The sequence below is a fragment of the Isoalcanivorax indicus genome, from assembly GCF_003259185.1.
Classification (GTDB): domain Bacteria; phylum Pseudomonadota; class Gammaproteobacteria; order Pseudomonadales; family Alcanivoracaceae; genus Isoalcanivorax; species Isoalcanivorax indicus.
On the sequence record NZ_QGMP01000001.1, the window covers coordinates 1,912,080 to 1,927,947 of the forward strand.

Annotated in this window: 13 protein-coding genes and 1 tRNA gene; 8 read left to right on the plus strand and 6 right to left on the minus strand. The window is 61.6% G+C overall.

Features of this window, described 5'->3' with window-relative positions; genetic code table 11:
- Complete coding sequence (locus tag DKW65_RS08705) at positions 1-624, minus strand: arylesterase (protein WP_111656880.1); 624 nt, start codon at positions 622-624, stop codon at positions 1-3.
- Between DKW65_RS08705 and DKW65_RS08710 the strand changes: the two genes are divergently transcribed.
- The 7 genes from DKW65_RS08710 to DKW65_RS08740 all read left to right on the plus strand — a co-directional run bounded on the left by DKW65_RS08710 (position 623) and on the right by DKW65_RS08740 (position 10,026).
- Positions 623-1,309: an ABC transporter ATP-binding protein gene (locus tag DKW65_RS08710; protein ID WP_111656881.1), complete on the plus strand. Its 687-nt coding sequence runs from the start codon at positions 623-625 to the stop codon at positions 1,307-1,309. The two genes, DKW65_RS08705 and DKW65_RS08710, sit on opposite strands and share 2 nt — an antisense overlap.
- Positions 1,309-3,759 carry an ABC transporter permease gene (locus DKW65_RS08715; RefSeq protein WP_111656882.1) on the plus strand — a complete coding sequence of 817 codons (2,451 nt, stop codon included), beginning with the start codon at positions 1,309-1,311 and terminating at the stop codon, positions 3,757-3,759. Before DKW65_RS08710 ends, DKW65_RS08715 begins: the two co-directional genes overlap by 1 nt.
- Positions 3,760-3,857: 98 nt before the next feature.
- Entirely contained in the window at positions 3,858-5,879 is a 2,022-nt protein-coding gene (locus DKW65_RS08720) for a neutral/alkaline non-lysosomal ceramidase N-terminal domain-containing protein (protein WP_111656883.1), read from the plus strand.
- Between the two features lie 74 nt (positions 5,880-5,953).
- On the plus strand, positions 5,954-6,547 hold the full coding sequence (locus tag DKW65_RS08725; protein ID WP_162925779.1) for a hypothetical protein: 594 nt from the start codon (positions 5,954-5,956) through the stop codon (positions 6,545-6,547).
- Positions 6,548-6,645: 98 nt separating this feature from the next.
- A complete protein-coding gene (locus DKW65_RS08730; protein WP_111656885.1) occupies positions 6,646-7,821 on the plus strand; it encodes a CaiB/BaiF CoA transferase family protein in 1,176 nt (391 codons plus the stop codon).
- 188 nt (positions 7,822-8,009) lie between these two features.
- Positions 8,010-9,521, plus strand: coding sequence for a 4-hydroxyphenylacetate 3-hydroxylase family protein (locus DKW65_RS08735; protein ID WP_111656886.1), 1,512 nt, complete (start codon positions 8,010-8,012; stop codon positions 9,519-9,521).
- A 139-nt stretch (positions 9,522-9,660) separates the two neighbouring features.
- Positions 9,661-10,026: a hypothetical protein gene (locus tag DKW65_RS08740; protein WP_111656887.1), complete on the plus strand. Its 366-nt coding sequence runs from the start codon at positions 9,661-9,663 to the stop codon at positions 10,024-10,026.
- An 18-nt stretch (positions 10,027-10,044) separates the two neighbouring features.
- Here the strand turns inward: DKW65_RS08740 and DKW65_RS08745 are convergent, their stop codons facing one another.
- Positions 10,045-11,757, minus strand: coding sequence for an alpha/beta hydrolase family protein (locus tag DKW65_RS08745; RefSeq protein WP_111656888.1), 1,713 nt, complete (start codon positions 11,755-11,757; stop codon positions 10,045-10,047).
- 152 nt (positions 11,758-11,909) lie between these two features.
- Here DKW65_RS08745 and DKW65_RS08750 point away from each other — a divergent pair.
- Positions 11,910-11,985, plus strand: a tRNA-Thr gene (locus DKW65_RS08750).
- A 57-nt stretch (positions 11,986-12,042) separates the two neighbouring features.
- Here the strand turns inward: DKW65_RS08750 and DKW65_RS08755 are convergent.
- The 4 genes from DKW65_RS08755 to DKW65_RS08770 all read right to left on the minus strand — a co-directional run bounded on the left by DKW65_RS08755 (position 12,043) and on the right by DKW65_RS08770 (position 15,809).
- The gene (locus DKW65_RS08755; protein ID WP_111656889.1) at positions 12,043-12,537 is read right to left on the minus strand and encodes a type II toxin-antitoxin system YhaV family toxin; all 495 of its coding nucleotides are present in this window, start codon (positions 12,535-12,537) and stop codon (positions 12,043-12,045) included.
- Complete coding sequence (locus tag DKW65_RS08760) at positions 12,534-12,863, minus strand: type II toxin-antitoxin system PrlF family antitoxin (RefSeq protein ID WP_111656890.1); 330 nt, start codon at positions 12,861-12,863, stop codon at positions 12,534-12,536. Before DKW65_RS08760 ends, DKW65_RS08755 begins: the two co-directional genes overlap by 4 nt.
- A gap of 205 nt (positions 12,864-13,068) precedes the next feature.
- A complete protein-coding gene (locus DKW65_RS08765) occupies positions 13,069-15,459 on the minus strand; it encodes a DNA/RNA helicase domain-containing protein (RefSeq protein WP_111656891.1) in 2,391 nt (796 codons plus the stop codon).
- Between the two features lie 2 nt (positions 15,460-15,461).
- The gene (locus DKW65_RS08770) at positions 15,462-15,809 is read right to left on the minus strand and encodes a nucleotide pyrophosphohydrolase (protein ID WP_111656892.1); all 348 of its coding nucleotides are present in this window, start codon (positions 15,807-15,809) and stop codon (positions 15,462-15,464) included.
- Positions 15,810-15,868 lie beyond the last annotated feature (59 nt).

The window sequence follows — 15,868 nt, forward strand, 5'->3', positions numbered from 1 at the left end:
TTATTGCCCTCCCCGCGCCGAGCACAGACGCGCCACTTCAGGTGCCAGCACCGACCAGGCGTTCTCAAGCAGACGCGGTTGCGCGTCAGCCGTCGGATGGATGCCATCACTCTGCATCAGCCGTGGATCATCGCCTACGCCTTCCAGGAAAAACGGCTTGAACGGCAGCTGTTCCTCTTCCGCCACCTGCGCAAAGGCACGCTCGAACAGGTCGCTGTAGGCCGCACCATAATTGGGCGGAATCAACATGCCAAAGAGTACCGGAGTGGCCCCGGCCTCACGGCTGGCAGCCACCATGGCACGCAGGTTTTCCGCCATGCGCGCGGGCGGCTGCCCGCGCAACCCATCGTTACCGCCGAGCTCAATCACCACAATCTGCGGCGCGTGCCGTGTCAGCAACGCAGGCAGACGCGCGCGCCCGCCCGCCGTGGTCTCGCCACTGACCGACGCGTTATTCACTGTCAGCCCCGGACACTCCTCATCAATACGCTGTTGCAGCAACGTGACCCAGCCCTGTTCCTTGTCAAGGCCGTACGCCGCACTGATACTGTCCCCCACGATCAGTACATCGGCTGAGGCCACCAGGCTCAGACAGCCGAACACAATACCGAGTACATACCGCATGACGTCTACTCCAATCCTTACTGCCGACCACCTCGGCAAACGGGTTCCGGGCCCGGAAGGCGAACTGACCCTGCTGGACCATATCGCATTACAGGTGCAACCCGGTGAAAGCGTGGCCATCACCGGCCCCAGTGGCAGTGGCAAGTCTACCTTGCTTGGCATTCTGGCGGGACTCGATCGTCCCAGCGACGGTGAAGTGCGCCTCGACGGCGAGCCTTTCAGTGCGCTGGATGAAGATCAGCGCGCCCTGCGCCGGGGCGCGCTGTGCGCCTTCGTATTCCAGTCGTTTCACCTGGTCAGCGATCTCAATGTACTGGAAAACGTCATGCTGCCGCTGGAAATCAAGGGCACCCGCCAGCCTGCGCAGGTAGCACGGCAATGGCTTGAGCGTGTCGGCCTGGGCCACAGGCTCCGGCATTTTCCCACCACGCTGTCTGGCGGTGAGCAACAGCGTGTGGCCCTGGCCCGCGCCTTCGCGGTCGCGCCCCGGCTGCTGTTTGCGGATGAACCCACCGGCAGTCTGGATCATGCCAACGGCCAGCGCGTCATCGAGCTGCTGTTCGACATGAACCGCGAAGCAGGCACCGCCCTGGTGCTGGTCACCCACGACGACCAGCTGGCCGCGCGCTGCCAGCGCCACCTGCGCCTGGAAGAAGGCCGCCTGCTGACCCCGGAGCCCGTCTGATGCCTGCAGCCCTGACGCGTCCCTGGCGCGATCCGGCGTTTCGCATCCTGGCGCTGGCGCTGGCGATTGCCGCCCTGTCGCTGGCGTCCGTGGTGCTGCTGCGCGCCGAGCTGGAACAACGATTCGATGTGCGCACTGCCGAAGTGCTCGGTGGCGATCTGGTGCTGGCGGGCAGCTACCCCGCTGACGATGCCCAGCGCGCCCTGCTGGCCGCGTTGCGGCAGACCGAGATCGCCGATTTTCCCACCGTGCTGGTGCACGACGATGACATGCTGCTGGTGTCCGCCCGCGCCGCCGGTGACGACTATCCCCTCTATGGCCAGCTGGGTGTGGCCGACGACCGTTTCGCCGCCACCCACGGCATCGACCACGGTCCGGTTCCGGGTGAACTCTGGGTCGCCGATCAGGTGCTCGACCGCCTCGGCGTGGCGCTCGGCGATACCGTTACGGTGGGCCGCCAGCCCCTGACCGTCACACAGATCATCCGCCAGGAGCCGGATCAGGGCGCCGGTTTCTACAGCATGAACCCGCGCATCCTGTTCCACCGCGATGACCTGACCGCCACCGGCATTCTCGGCCCCGGCACCCGGGTCGATTACCGGCTCCTGCTGGCCGGTGACACCACTGAAGTGGCTCGCGCCGCACAGGCCTTGCCCGACACGCTGCGCGAGGATCAGCGCCTGGACACCGTGGCCGATGCCGCCACCCGCTCCATGGGCCCGATGCGGCAACTGACCCTGTGGGTCAGCCTGGGCGTGTTGCTGGTCAGCCTGCTGTGCGGCGCCGCCATCTATCTGGCCACCACGCAAAGGGTGCGGCGCCGGGCCCGCATGGCCGCCCTGCTGCGCAGCTTCGGCGCCCGCCGTCGCCAGGTGCTGACCCGTCTGCTCGGCGAAGAAGCCTGGGCGGTGGTGCCTGCCGTCCTGACAGGCACCTTGCTGGGCATCGCCCTGATGCTCGGCCTGCGCCGCGCCCTCGGTTGGGATGGCCCGCTGGCGGCCGGTGTCGCCGACTGGCTGACCTTGCTGCTCGGGCCGATGGTGTTGTGGCTGGCGTTTGCCCTGCCCCGGCTGAGTGCGCTGGTGCGCACGCCCGCCATGCAGGTCCTGAATGATCGCCTGGCGCCGCGCCAGCTTGCCGGCGTGATCGAACTGGCGGCGGCGCTGGGCGCGCCGGTGCTGCTCGCTGCCCTGCTGACCGGCTCCCTGGCCGAACTGGCGCAACTGCTGACGCTGCTGGTGGTGCTCGGCGCCCTGCTTCCCGCCCTGCTCTGGCCGCTGCTCAAATTGCTGGATATCGCCAGCGCCAGGCTGCCGCTGGCCGCCCGCCTGGCCGTGCGACGGCTGAGCCGCCGCCCGGGCCTGACCCTGCCCTTGCTGGCCTCGCTGACGGTGGCCCTCGCCGTGCTCGGCATGGCCGGGCAGACCGGCAACCAGCTGCTCAGCGACTGGCGCCAGAAGCTGCCGGACGACGCCCCCAACCATTTTGTCTTCAACCTGTTCGACGATGATCTGCCCGCTTTTGCAGACTGGCTGCGCGAACACGAGGCACGCCCGCAACCGGCCTACCCGGTCGTGCGCGGCCGCCTGTCCGAGATCAACGGTGTGCCCGTGCGTGAGGCCGTGACCAAGGAAGACGATCAGACCGAACGCACCCTGAACCGCGACCTGATCCTGACCGAAGCCGACGCGCTGCCGCCCAGCAACCGTATCGCCGCCGGTCGCTGGCAGGCCGACGCCACCGGCGAGGTGTCGGTGGAACAGGAACTGGCCGAACGGCTCGGCCTGGGCCTGGACGATGTGGTGCAGTTCACCACCAGCCAGGGCATCGTCAGCGCCCGCATCACCAGCATCCGCGAGGTCGACTGGGAGAGCTTCGAGCCGAACTTCTACTTCATGTTTGCCGGTGACGGGCTGGCCGGGCAGGACATCACCTGGCTGACCAGCTTCTGGCTGGCCGAGGGCGATGGTGCCCGGCTCGCCCGCCTGCTGCGCGCAATGCCGCATATCACCCTGCTGGATGTGAACGCATTGCTGGATCAGGCCCAGGACATCATTCGCCAGGCCAGCCGCGCCACCGGCCTGATGGCGCTGCTGCTGATGGCCGCCGCCATGCTGGTACTGGGCGCCGCCTTGCTCGGCGCTCAGGCCCAGCGTGGCCGCGACAATGCACTGCTGCGCACTCTGGGCGGCAGCCGCGAACTGATTCGCCGGGTTACCGCACTGGAGTGTCTGGTGCTGGGCGGCGGCGCGGCGCTGGGCGCCACCCTGATCATGCTGGCCGCCCTGTATCCGCTGGGCCAACGGCTGTTCGATGGCGCCCTGCCCTGGTCGCTGTGGTTACTGCTGCCAGCCTTGCTCGGGCTGATCGTCGCCATGACCGGCATGGCCCTGGGACGCGGCGCCCTGCGCCAGCCGCCGCTGGCCCTGTTGCGGCAGGACGCCGGCTAGGATCGGCGGCGTGGCGCCGATTGACCCGCTCGGGCCTGCCGCACCGCCGGCAAATGGGTACCATGGTGCATTATTGATAATGAAGATGGATCTGACCCATGACCCGACGTCGTCGCCGCTGGCCCTGGTTACTGGCTGCCTTGGCCCTGCTGGCCGGGGCTGGCCTGTTGCACACCGCCTGGCCCTTTATCGCCTATCCGGTCACCCACCTGACGATCGACCGCCCGGCGCCGCAGCCCGCTGAAGCCATCCAGGTGCCCCTGGCAGGTGTGGCCGAAGTCGATATCACGCCGCCCATCGGCATCCCCAAGTTCGGCTATTCCGCCTGGGCTCGCCCCGCCGACGGCTTCCGCACCCGGCTGCGCGCCCGCGCCTTTTATCTGCATGCCCCGGACAGCACACCTCTGGCGCTGGTCACGCTGGACCTGGGGGCCGGGTCGCGCGTGCTGCACAGCCGCGTGGCCGAACTGATTGCCGCGCGCACCGATGTGCCCGCCCACGGCCTGAGCCTGCTGGCCACGCACACCCACTCCGGGCCGGGCCAGTACATGGATAACGATTTCTACAATGTGTTCGGCAGCGACAGCCCCGGCTTCGACCCGCAGCTGGCCGAATTTCTGAGCCTGCGGATTGCCGACGCCGTGGTCAGCGCCTTCAACGAACGGCGCGCCGCCCGTGTCGCCACCGGCCAGCGCGAGGTGCGCGGCTTTACCCGCAACCGCTCGCTGGCGGCCTGGGCGCGCAATCCCGGCGCACCGCACGACCCCGACGAGACCGACGCGCTGCGCGCCATCAACCCGCGCCTGACCATGCTGCGCATTGATCTGGAAGCCGACGATGGCCGCTACTATCCGGCCGGGGCCCTGACCGCCTTTTCCATCCACGGCACTGCGATTCCCGCCTTTACCCGCCCCTGGCATGCCGACGTCTGGGCCTGGCTGGGCCGTGATGTCGCGGTCGGCATCGCCGCCGACCATGACACCCCCTTTGCGCCCGTGCACGGGGCCTACCAGGCCACCCACGGCGACAACAACCCGGCCTGGGTGCGCGGCCAACGGGGCGACCGTGAGGCGCGCCGTATCGGTGAAGGCCTGGCGGGACAGGCCCTGCAACTGTTCAACCGCCTGGGTGAGCAGCTCGATGGTGAACTGCGCACCGCCGTCGCCAGCCGCGAACTGGATCTGCTCGCCTTGCCCGACGGGCAACGCCATGGCCTGTGCCCGCGTGCCATCGTGGGCGCGGCCACAGCCGGCGCTGCCGAGGGCGACGAGGTGTTCCCGATTTCCTGGCTGCCGTACCTGCAACATGGCTGGCCGCGCCGCGTCTTCACCGATGGATGTCAGGCTGAAAAACAATGGATGCTGTCGCACCTGCAACGCCTGCTGCCCGCCTCACGTTTCCCGCACCGGCCATTGTTGCAGGTGATCCAGGTGAACGATCTGGTGCTGGTCGCCCTGCCCTGGGAAGTCACGCTGGAAAGCGGCAACCGCCTGCGGGAAGCCGTTACCGCTGAATTGCCGCGGGGCAACTGGCTGGTGGAAATCAGCAGCGTGGCCAACGGCTATATCGGCTATGCCACCACAGCGGAAGAATACAGCCTGCAATATTACGAGGGCGGGCATACCCTCTACGGCCCCGGCACGCTCGCCTTTCTGACCGCCCAGAGCCAGCGGCTGACCCGTGATCTGGTCACCCACGGCGAGGTCGATGAGGCTGGCGGGCCCTGGCATTACCGACTACGCAGCCGTACATACTGGCCCGCTACCGACCTGCCCGTGGCCACCCGCCAGGCCGAGAGCACACCCGCCTTCATGCCGGCTGAAGGCCCGGACGAAGCCCACTGGCGCTTCCGCTTCAGCGGCGAGCATCCCGCCCACCTGGACCTGACCCAGCCATTGCTCAGCGTGGAAGCGGATCACGGCAACGGCTGGTATCCCCTGCTTCGCAACGAGGTGCCGGAAAACGACCAGGGCAGCAATCTGCGCCTGCGCTGGCTGGGCGACACCGCCACCGGTGCCGACTATGCGGTGTACTGGTACAACCCGCCCGCGCCCGATCCGGCGGTCCGTTTCCGTGTGCGCATCGACGGCGACCCGGTGCTGTACTCGCCACCGTTTTAATCCAGGTTCCCCTCCGCATGGAGCATTCCCTGCTATGCTGGCAGCTACCGTGATTGTGGCTGCCGGAGTGCCTGATGAAACGTCTCTCGAGAACGACCGCTTCGCTTTTGCCCATGATGCTGGCGATGCTGAGCGGTTGCGCCAGCACCAGCAGCGTGGAGGTGCACTACACCAGCGACACCCAGCACGGCACCCACCTGCTGCTGGCCGCGCGCACGCCGGAAGAACGCTATCGGGCCGAGTGGGAAAGTGCCTGCGCCCCGATTCTCGCCCGGGCCGGTTATCAGGTGACGCAAAGCCATCGGGTCATGCCCGGCTGGTATGAGCCGGGTAACACAGCCCTCAAGCAGCGTGCGCAGGACTTGCAGTTGCAGAACATTCTGGTGGCGGAACTCACCGCCTTGCTGGTAGCGCAATTCCCGGAAATGCATGAAACCCGCCTGAACCCGGAGGCCGGTTCCGGCATCGCCGGGGTGCATGAACAGATCACGCCGATCCGTGATTACCGCGCCATGCGCGATGTGCCCCCCAGCGACCAGAATGTGGAAGCCACCCTGCTCACCACAGACGGACATCCACTGTGGCGTGGCGATATCACTACCCGTGAGGCCAACAGCATCAAGGCCATTGCCCGCAGCCAGTGCCGCGCCCTGGTCAAGGCGCTTTGAGCAAGGTGCGTTGAGCACACGCTGAATTCCCGGTCATTGCGGGCACCGCGGCGGCTCGCCACAATCCCGGCGAACCGATTTTTCGCAAGGAGCCCGCCATGACAGGCACCCCCACATCCACGCCCACGCCCCGCAGCGGTCCGCTTTCCGGCCTGCGTATCATCGAGCTTTCCGGCATCGGCCCCGGGCCCTTCTGCGGCATGATGCTGGCCGACATGGGCGCCGAGGTGATTCGCGTGGACCGCCCGGGCGGCAACCCGGTGGCGGAAACCGGCCATCAGGTGCTGTTTCGCAATCGCCGCAGCATCAGCCTGAACCTCAAGCACCCGGACGGTGTGGCCGCCCTGCTGACGCTGTGCGAAAGCGCCGACGGCCTGTTCGAGGGCTACCGCCCCGGCGTGACCGAGCGCCTGGGTATCGGCCCGCAGGACTGCATGGCCCGCAACCCGAAACTGGTCTATGGCCGCATGACCGGCTGGGGCCAGGACGGCCCACTGGCCCAGGCTGCGGGCCACGACATCAACTACATTGCGCTCTCCGGTGCCCTGCATGCCATGGGGCGGCGCGGTGACAAGCCACTGCCGCCGCTGAATCTGGTGGGCGACTTTGGCGGCGGCGGCATGATGCTCGCCTTCGGCATGGTCTGCGCGCTGCTGGAAACCGGGCGCAGCGGCCAGGGACAGGTGATCGACGCCGCCATGACCGAAGGTGCCGCCGCCTTGATGGCGATGTTTTACGGCCTCAACGGCCAGGGCCAATTCAGCAACGGCCGGGGCGGCCATATGCTGGATACCGGCGCCCATTTCTACGAGGTCTACGAAACCGCCGACGGCGGCTACATTTCCGTCGGCAGCATCGAGCCGCAGTTCTACGCCCTGTTGAGCGAAAAAGCCGGGCTGGACAGCGACACCTTCGGCGTGCAGATGGACCCGGCCCGCTGGCCGTCGCAGAAGGCACAGCTCGCCGCCCTGTTCCGCCAGCGCAGCCGCGATGAATGGTGCGCCCTGATGGAAGGCACCGACATCTGCTTTGCCCCCGTACTGGATCTGAACGAAGCACCGCACCATCCGCATCACCGCGCCCGGGGCAGCTTCGTCGAGGTCGCCGGTATCACCCAGCATGCCCCGACCCCGCGTTTTTCGCGTACCGCTGCCGCCACACCGGACGCCGCACGCCCCCCCGGCACGGACACCCGCGCCGTGCTGCGTGAGGCGGGCTTCGACGACACCCGCATCGAACACCTGCTGCAAAGCGGCGCCGCCACGCAACTCTGAGCATCGGGGGGGCGACGCCCGGCGTGGCCCTCCTGGCGCGGCCTTCTGACGCGCTTTCCTGACGTTAGTGTCCAGCCGAGCTGTACACCCCTGTCATTGCCTTTCGCGCGCGGCGCCCTACCATGGTATGACCCGAGAGTCACAAGCGAAGTCATAACCCGACATCAGCCCGCGCGCAGGAGAGAGCGATGAACGCCGTGCCACCGATCAAGGACCGCAAACAGGAAAGCGCCGAGGAACGCTGGGCGCGCTTCCCCGTCATCACCACCGGCGAGGAATACCTGGCCAGCCTGCGCAATCGCGGTACCGACCTGTATCTGTTCGGCGAGCGCATTGAAGAACCGGCAGATCACCCGATCATCAAGCCGTCCATCAATGCCCTGCGCGCCAGCTACGATCTGGCCATCGAAGACCCGGATCTGGCCACCGCCTGGTCGCCGCTGATCGACGCCCGCGTGAACCGCTTCCTGCATATCGTGGAATCGCCCGACGACCTGGTGATGAAAAACCGCATGCAGCGCCGCATGGGTCAGATCACCGGCACCTGCTTCCAGCGCTGCACCGGGCTGGACACCATTTCCGTACTGCATTCGATCACCTACGAGATCGACGAAAAACACGGCACCGAGTACCACCAGCGTTACCTGCGCTTCCTGAAGGAAGCCCAGCGCAAGAACATCCTGATCGCCGCCGGCATGACCGACCCGAAAGGCGATCGCTCCAAGCGCCCCCACGAGCAGGCCGACCCGGACATGTTCATGCACGTGTCCGGCCGCAATGACAAAGGCATCTTCGTACGCGGCGCCAAGGCACACATGACCGGCGGCTGGAACCAGCACTGGATCTGCGTGATGCCGACCATGAACCTCACCGAAGAAGACAAGAACTATGCCGTGGTCGGCATGATCCCCGGCGACGCCGAGGGCATCACCTATATCTATGGCCGCCAGTCCTGCGATACCCGCGCCATGGAAGAAGGCAATATCGACCAGGGCAACGCCGAATACGGCGGTCAGGAAGTGCTGGTGTATTTCGACGATGTGTTCATTCCCTGGGAACACGTGCTGATGGATGGCGAGTACGAATTCGCCCAGGACATGGTGGCGCGTTTTACCGCGTATCACCGCGCGTCTTACGTGTGCAAGACCGGCCTGGGTGATGTCCTGGTCGGCGCTGCGGCGTCCATCGCCGAGTACAATGGCCTCGACAAGGTCAGCCACATTCGCGACAAGCTGGTGGAAATGGTGCACCTCAACGAAACCATTTTCTCTTCCGGTATTGCCAGCTCCCACGAAGCAAAAAAACTGCCCAGCGGCATCTTCATGAACGACGCCATGCTGAGCAATGTGTGCAAGCACAATGTCACCCGCTTCCCCTATGAAATCTCCCGCCTGGCCCAGGATCTGGCCGGCGGCCTGATGGTCACCATGCCCAGCGAACAGGACATGAATTCCGAGGAAGTGGGCGGCATCATCAAGAAGTTTCTGAAAGGGCGTGACGATATTGCCGTGGAAGACCGGGTGCGCATCCTGCGCCTGATCGAGAACATGACCCTGGGACGTAACGCCGTCGGCTACCTGACCGAATCCATGCACGGTGCCGGCAGCCCGCAGGCGCAGCGCATCCAGATCCTGCGCGGCATGAACGTCGAAGACAAGAAGTGGCATGCGCGCAAACTGGCCGGGGTGAAACAGGCCTGACCTGAACAGGCCTGATTGACGGTACTGGCGCGGCGTTCTGATCCCGGATTATGATCAAAACGCCAGACCGTCCCGGCGAACCTCAGCGCCCCCGGATGTGCGCGGCATTATCCTGAACGCCATATCCGGAGGGCTCTCCATGCGCCTTGTCATATTGCTTGCCACACTGGCGCTCACCGCCTGTGCAACCCCCTTGCCCAATACCTACGAAAACGTCGAGTTCTTTATCACCAGTCAGTCCCGCGAACCCGTGATGGTGGAATTCTATTCCCAGCATCGCAATGCCGCCTGGCCCGGCGGCGGCAAGGCCTATGTGGTGCGTGACTACGAAGAGCACCGCTTCGCCCTGCACTGCCGCAGCACCGAGCAAATCTGCTACGGCGCCTGGGTGGAACATCGCCCCAACGAATACTGGGGCGTCGGTATGGACGACGCCCATTGGTGTGACAAATGCTGCATGACCTGCAGTGAAGGCAACCGCGCTCGCTTTACCCTGCATGACTGACCGCGCCGAGGTCAGCCGTCAGTCACAGCCGGCCAACAGGCCATCGCAGGTCTGACGGCGACCCGCGCGATCCGTAAAGTCACGAGCGCTGGCGTGATAAAAACTCCAGCGCTCCGACCAGTCCTCATCGGCCAGCAGCCGGGCATCTGCATCATCAAAACCCGGCTCCCCCGGCTGCTTCAGATAGCGATCAAACCAGGCCAGCGTATAGTGCTGCGCCATCGGCAAGCCCCACCCGCCCACGCAACGTCCCTGCTCGATGCGCGGGCACCAGGAGGTCGTGGGAAAGCTCGGCAACAAGGACCACTCGTAATGCGAACTGCCCCGAATGGTGAAGCCGAAGGCGGGCACCTCCGCCGCCTGCCAGGCATCGAACCAGCCCAGGCGCGCACGCGGCTCAGGTGGCGAGCTGAACGGCACTGGCGTCAGACCGTATTCGGAATCCTGGCTCATCATCGGCACCCGGGGCACAAACACCGGCCGCTCGACATCGCCCCCCAACAGACCGAAGACCAGGCTGAGCGGGCTGCCACCGCCGCCACCCTCGGCAGGCACGCTGGCCGGCGGCGTCGCCGCACCGTCCCAGGCCACGGCCACTTTCACCGGGTTCTCCACGTCGAGCTGGCCGTCCCAGGGATCAGCACCGACCCCGCCCAGCCCCTGCACCACCGACACCCCGGTACCGCCCAGTGAATGCCCGGCAATGCCCAGACGCTCGGCGTCGATATGATCGTGATAAGGGTTGAAGGCGGTCACCGGCGTAGGCCAGGTCCCCGCGCAGGTGTCGTTATGCGGATACGGTTGCTCCGGCGCGGAGCGGAAGAAGTCGATGGCGTCCACCAGCCCTTCCCAGAACACCGCCGGATTGAAGTTGCTGCCCTGGACACCCTGCGGCGTGGTCAGATCAGAACGGCCCTGACCGCGCGGATCAAAGGTCAGCACCACATAGCCATTCTCCACCAGCATCTGCGCCGCCCACCAGTAGAGCGTCTCCGGTGCCTGCACCGAACCGTTCTGGATCACCACACCCGGCAGCGTGGCGCCCGCCGGGGTATTCAGCGGACGCCAGACCCGACCGGACAGCCGCGCACATTCCCGGTCGTAGAACACCACCGGCTCTACCGTGCCAACACTGCCGTAGAAGCTGTCCACACCCGGATAGCGGAACGGGTCCCCGGCGCACTGTGCTGCCCAACTGGTGCACAGCGGCGTCACCGGCGTATTGCCGAGCAGGCCGATGGCCGCCATGGGGTCGTTCTGCAGGGCCTCGGCGGTGTCCGTCACCGTATCCTGCACCAGCGTCAGCAGCGCCTGCGGGTCCGTCAGGTTATTGACGATCCCCCCCAGCAAGCCCGTGATGCCGCCCAGCAGCCAGGTGTTATCCGCCGCCGCGCGCTCGGTAAAGCTGGCCGCATTGGCCAGGCTCTGGCTGGTCCAGCGCAGCATAAAGGCCGGGCTGGTGACCTGCTCCACGGGTGCTTCCAGCACGCGTGCATAATTCTCCGCCTCGCGGGCGTACCACTCGGGCGACGGGAAGGCCGGGCCCTGCGCCTGCGCCGCATCATCATCGGCTATCGGGTCATCATGTCCGGGCGCGTCTTGCTCCGGCGCATCGGTACGCGGGCCGCCGTCATCCGGGGCCGCAGACAGGTTGTCGCTGCTGCTGCCACCGCAGGCGGACAACAGAAACAGAGTGAGCGTGGCGACGCCCAGCGTGGACAGGTAGCGCATAATCTCGATCCGGTTGTTGTTTTAAATCGAGTATCCGCGCCCTGCCACCAGGCTCAATTACCCTGCGTTGGCTTTATGTTGGTGATTGGTACGCCCGTGCGCCCTCACGGCTATTGATGCCAGTGGCCCGCGCGATTAAACTCTCGCGCTTCGCCGGTGTAGCTCAGTTGGTAGAGCAGCGCATTCGTAATGCGAAGGTCGTAGGTTCGACTCCTATCTCCGGCACCATATTCAAATGCTCGATCGGCAACTGGCCTCGGCGAATGCGTCGGGGCCTTTTGTTTTTCAGGGAAATGAGTCCCGCAACCGCTGCGAGGCTTTCTGCGCCTCTGCCAGGAGCTGATCCCAGTCATCCGGTGGGTGCCCGCTTTCCAGCATCTTGCGGAAGACCCGGTAGGCGTCGTCGCTGCTTTCATAGGCACGCTTGGTGCCTTCGTCATTCACCCAGGCGTAGACGATCACCTTACTCGCGGCATGGTAGCGGAAGAAAAGCCGGTATTGCTGGAAGAACTTGGCCCGGAACCAGTGCTTGTGATCGCCACCGAGCGTCCCACCCTGGCGGTACTCGGATCGAGTCGGGTCTTGAGGGATGACATCGAAGGCCAGCCTGATGATCGCGGCCAGTCGTTTACTGGCATTCTTCCTGACATACCCGACGGGGTCCTTCTGCTTCAGGCTACCAACCTGCCGCTCTAGCGCCTCAATCTGCGCCAGGAAGAGCGGATGAGCAAACACGGTCCAGCCATGAATGACCAGGGGCTCAGGCTTCCCTGGACTCATTCATCGTCTTCCGACAAAGCGGCATCAAGGTCCACCTCTACGCCACTGACCAGCGACTGGAGCCGCTGAGCGAGACCGGCATCCACGGCTTGCAGCCGCTCGGGATGGCGAGCAATGTCGGCGGCCAGGAAGCCCAAGAACTGACCGAGCACCGGATCCTCATCGCCTGGCGCTTCGGCGCGTGTCAGCACCACCTCTCCGCCGGGGCGGATGGTGTAGTGGATCTTGTCGCGCTTGCCCAGCTTGAGGGCGCGGCGCACGGTTTCCGGCACGGTGGTCTGGTAGCGGTCGGTGAGTGTGGATTCGACTTCGAGGGTCGCGGACATGGCAGTCTCCGGCGGATCTGGGCGATATCCGGATGGTAATGCGGTCGCATTGCCATGTCAATGCAACTGCATTACCGCGAGAGGCCCCGACAGCCTCAATGGGTATTGATAGGCGGTGACGAGAGAATGCTACTTTCTTAAGCAACCCTACTTTTCGGGGGGATTACCCACCGGACCTTGCTGGACGAGCACTTCCGCAATTCGACTAACTTAGAATCGAAACATACTCACCAATAACCCTTAAATCTATGGCTTGATCTTCCGTCAATGGAATGTCCTTGTACCCAAGCGCACTCGTTTTTGGTCTAAGTATGATTCTAGAGTGGCGCCATCCTCCATCCTCAGTATAAGCCTTATCACTATGATACTCCTTAACCGTGTAATGACCTCCCTGCTCAACATCCTGAATGTCTCTGTGTTGCACCAAAACAATCTTTCCTTCGCGAGAACCACCAGGGTCGGCTTTAAAAAGGCACCATGATCCATTGGGAATTCGCCGATTCATGGACTCGCCCAAGACCTGTGCTACAAAGTATCCATCGGACATACGAATATGTTCCGGTAGTTCAACCCAGTCAAAATCACCCGAAGCTTGGTATTCACTGAAATCACCAGCGGCGATTTTCAGGTTATACACAGGCACGGAGTTTATATAGGGCCTAACATCCTTCGCTGGTAAGATATTCAGGTTCAACCCAGGATATTTTTCTTCCAGAGTTATTTCTTTTACTTGTCGAGCCTGATCTATCAATTTTGAAAAGTGCTCGTTAGTTTCTCGGTCGGTGCAAAACAAATAGCAGCCCTTTTGCCCTCGCGTCATCAGTGTTCGATATGTATTCTTAACAATATCGTCGACAACTCTGGCTGCGTCTTCAGGATTTTCCTTCAAGAGCTTTTTGTAGCCCCTGATAGTTTTATCCCTACCATCTCTCTTGCCTGCATCGGTAATAATCTTGCCATTGCGTACGACCAAATCAGGGCCGATAATCACTCCAATGTAATCTACTTCCAGACCTTGACATGTATGGATGCAACCTATCTCTCTAACAGACTCTGGTGAAATAATCCACAGGCTACCATCATTCGTCAAATTCCATTGCGCCTCAAAACCATATTCTGGAATCTGGATGTCCATTGCGTTTTTATCTTTCTTACTTGCCCACTTCCAGCAATACCCGGCAACTAATCGAGCCTTATTATTAATAGCATTCTTCCTGAAAATTTCATCGCGCAAAACGATAGGCGAGTCGAACACTTTGAAATCGTAATCGATATTATCAAGCGTAGTGTTTGCCGTGTCTCGTATCTGTAAAGATGAGTCAAGCCATGCAAGATACCCATCTGAGCCATTGCAGCGGAATTGAGACTTTAATTCCATACGGGAAACGTTCGCACCCAGCTTACTCGACCAATATTCAATCTCCTCAAGCGAACCTATGTCGTTCAGGGTTACACGCTGCTTTTCATCAATAAAAAATACTGAGAGCTTAGATGCATTAATGATTTCCTTTATCTGGTGTTCACCTTGGTTCCCGTAAAGACCTGACTTTTCATTTAATCGGTGGGCTTCATCAACAATCAGCGCATCAAAGAAATTAGTTTCCGCTCCAATATAAGAACCTGAGCCTTTGAACATGTTGTTGATCTTTGTTTTAGTCATGGTCCCGGTCAATTTTGCAGCAAACACAGCCCGAGGCGCTGCGTTCTTAGAAACATACTGGGCATTCATTTCTCGCTTGGTAAGCTCGACCAGTAAATTGATGGCGACCACTGATTTTCCTGTACCCGGCCCACCCTCAACAATCAGCACCTGCTTCCTGCCTTTGTTCGCCTTATGTGCCAGATCAATAGCGGCCTCATAAACCAGCTTCTGATCATCAATCATCAGAAACTCCTGATTACCACTTAACATTGAGACGAGACTATCTGCCAACCCCTTTGAAGGCTTGATTCTGCCATGCTCGATACGATACATGATGTTATCGCTATCGCCGTATCTGACATACTTTTTGAGAAAATCAGCTAGTTTTTTTGCATCTTTTGAAATGAAAATAGGTGCCTTACTGGTGTGTGCTATATAAAAAGGGTCATTAATCGCCGAGTCGGAAATCAAGTTATGCAGATAGGCACAAGGCATTATTCTTATATCTTCTTGCCGAACGGTTTCATTGTAGTCCTCGATCAAAGCCGCATATGTCCAAGCTTGATAGGAGGGGTGACTAGTTTCCCTTTCACCTCCGGCCAAAAAGGTTCTTACTATGCCATCCTTGCTTGTCTTTTTTACTTCACTCCATTGCTTGAGCTCGATGATTACAGCAGTCTCGCGTTTTTTCTCATCTTTTCCCGTCAGAATAAAATCGATGCGCTTGCTAGTTAGAGGCAGCACATATTCAATCGAAACACCAGAGTCATGCGGAATATCTGGATCAATAAGAATCTTGAACATGTACTGCATGGAATTCTTCCATGAAAGAACTTCATTTTTTGATGGGCGCTTTAGTAGCTTCCTTTCAAATTCTGTCAAAATGATACTTTCTATAGCATTCGCGCCGACATCTTCGATAAATTTTTTCTTATTCCCACTGTATACCAGCATGATTAATATTCCGTATACTTCTTGGAGCTACCCTTAACTTTATCTACCGGGTATTTATTTTCATTTATAATTATTTTGTTTTTAGCCACTTCCAGTAAATCAACACCCAGCCTGTCTGCCAACCTGAGCAAGTAAAGAAAAACATCCGCCACCTCCTCCTCCACGGCCTTACGCTGCTCCCGTGTTAGATTATTTGACTGTTCTTCCGTGAGCCACTGAAACAATTCTAATAACTCGCCAACCTCACCTGCCAAAGCCATTGACAGATTTTTGGGAGAGTGAAATTGGTCCCAATCACGTGCTAGCGCAAACTGACTAAGCTTTTCTTTGATTTCATCTATATCATTCATCGCTAATTTTCACTTTAGGGCTGGCCTTCCTTCGATTGATTTGAAATTTGGAACTCTAA

Excerpts from the sequence above, each read along its gene's own strand:
- DKW65_RS08710 (WP_111656881.1), top strand. The coding sequence starts at position 623 with ATGACGTCTACTCCAATCCTTACTGCCGACCACCTCGGCAAACGGGTT.
- DKW65_RS08705 (WP_111656880.1), bottom strand. The coding sequence starts at position 624 with ATGCGGTATGTACTCGGTATTGTGTTCGGCTGTCTGAGCCTGGTGGCC.
- DKW65_RS08715 (WP_111656882.1), top strand. The coding sequence starts at position 1,309 with ATGCCTGCAGCCCTGACGCGTCCCTGGCGCGATCCGGCGTTTCGCATC.
- DKW65_RS08720 (WP_111656883.1), top strand. The coding sequence starts at position 3,858 with ATGACCCGACGTCGTCGCCGCTGGCCCTGGTTACTGGCTGCCTTGGCC.
- DKW65_RS08725 (WP_162925779.1), top strand. The coding sequence starts at position 5,954 with ATGAAACGTCTCTCGAGAACGACCGCTTCGCTTTTGCCCATGATGCTG.
- DKW65_RS08730 (WP_111656885.1), top strand. The coding sequence starts at position 6,646 with ATGACAGGCACCCCCACATCCACGCCCACGCCCCGCAGCGGTCCGCTT.
- DKW65_RS08735 (WP_111656886.1), top strand. The coding sequence starts at position 8,010 with ATGAACGCCGTGCCACCGATCAAGGACCGCAAACAGGAAAGCGCCGAG.
- DKW65_RS08740 (WP_111656887.1), top strand. The coding sequence starts at position 9,661 with ATGCGCCTTGTCATATTGCTTGCCACACTGGCGCTCACCGCCTGTGCA.
- DKW65_RS08745 (WP_111656888.1), bottom strand. The coding sequence starts at position 11,757 with ATGCGCTACCTGTCCACGCTGGGCGTCGCCACGCTCACTCTGTTTCTG.
- DKW65_RS08755 (WP_111656889.1), bottom strand. The coding sequence starts at position 12,537 with ATGAGTCCAGGGAAGCCTGAGCCCCTGGTCATTCATGGCTGGACCGTG.
- DKW65_RS08760 (WP_111656890.1), bottom strand. The coding sequence starts at position 12,863 with ATGTCCGCGACCCTCGAAGTCGAATCCACACTCACCGACCGCTACCAG.
- DKW65_RS08765 (WP_111656891.1), bottom strand. The coding sequence starts at position 15,459 with ATGCTGGTATACAGTGGGAATAAGAAAAAATTTATCGAAGATGTCGGC.
- DKW65_RS08770 (WP_111656892.1), bottom strand. The coding sequence starts at position 15,809 with ATGAATGATATAGATGAAATCAAAGAAAAGCTTAGTCAGTTTGCGCTA.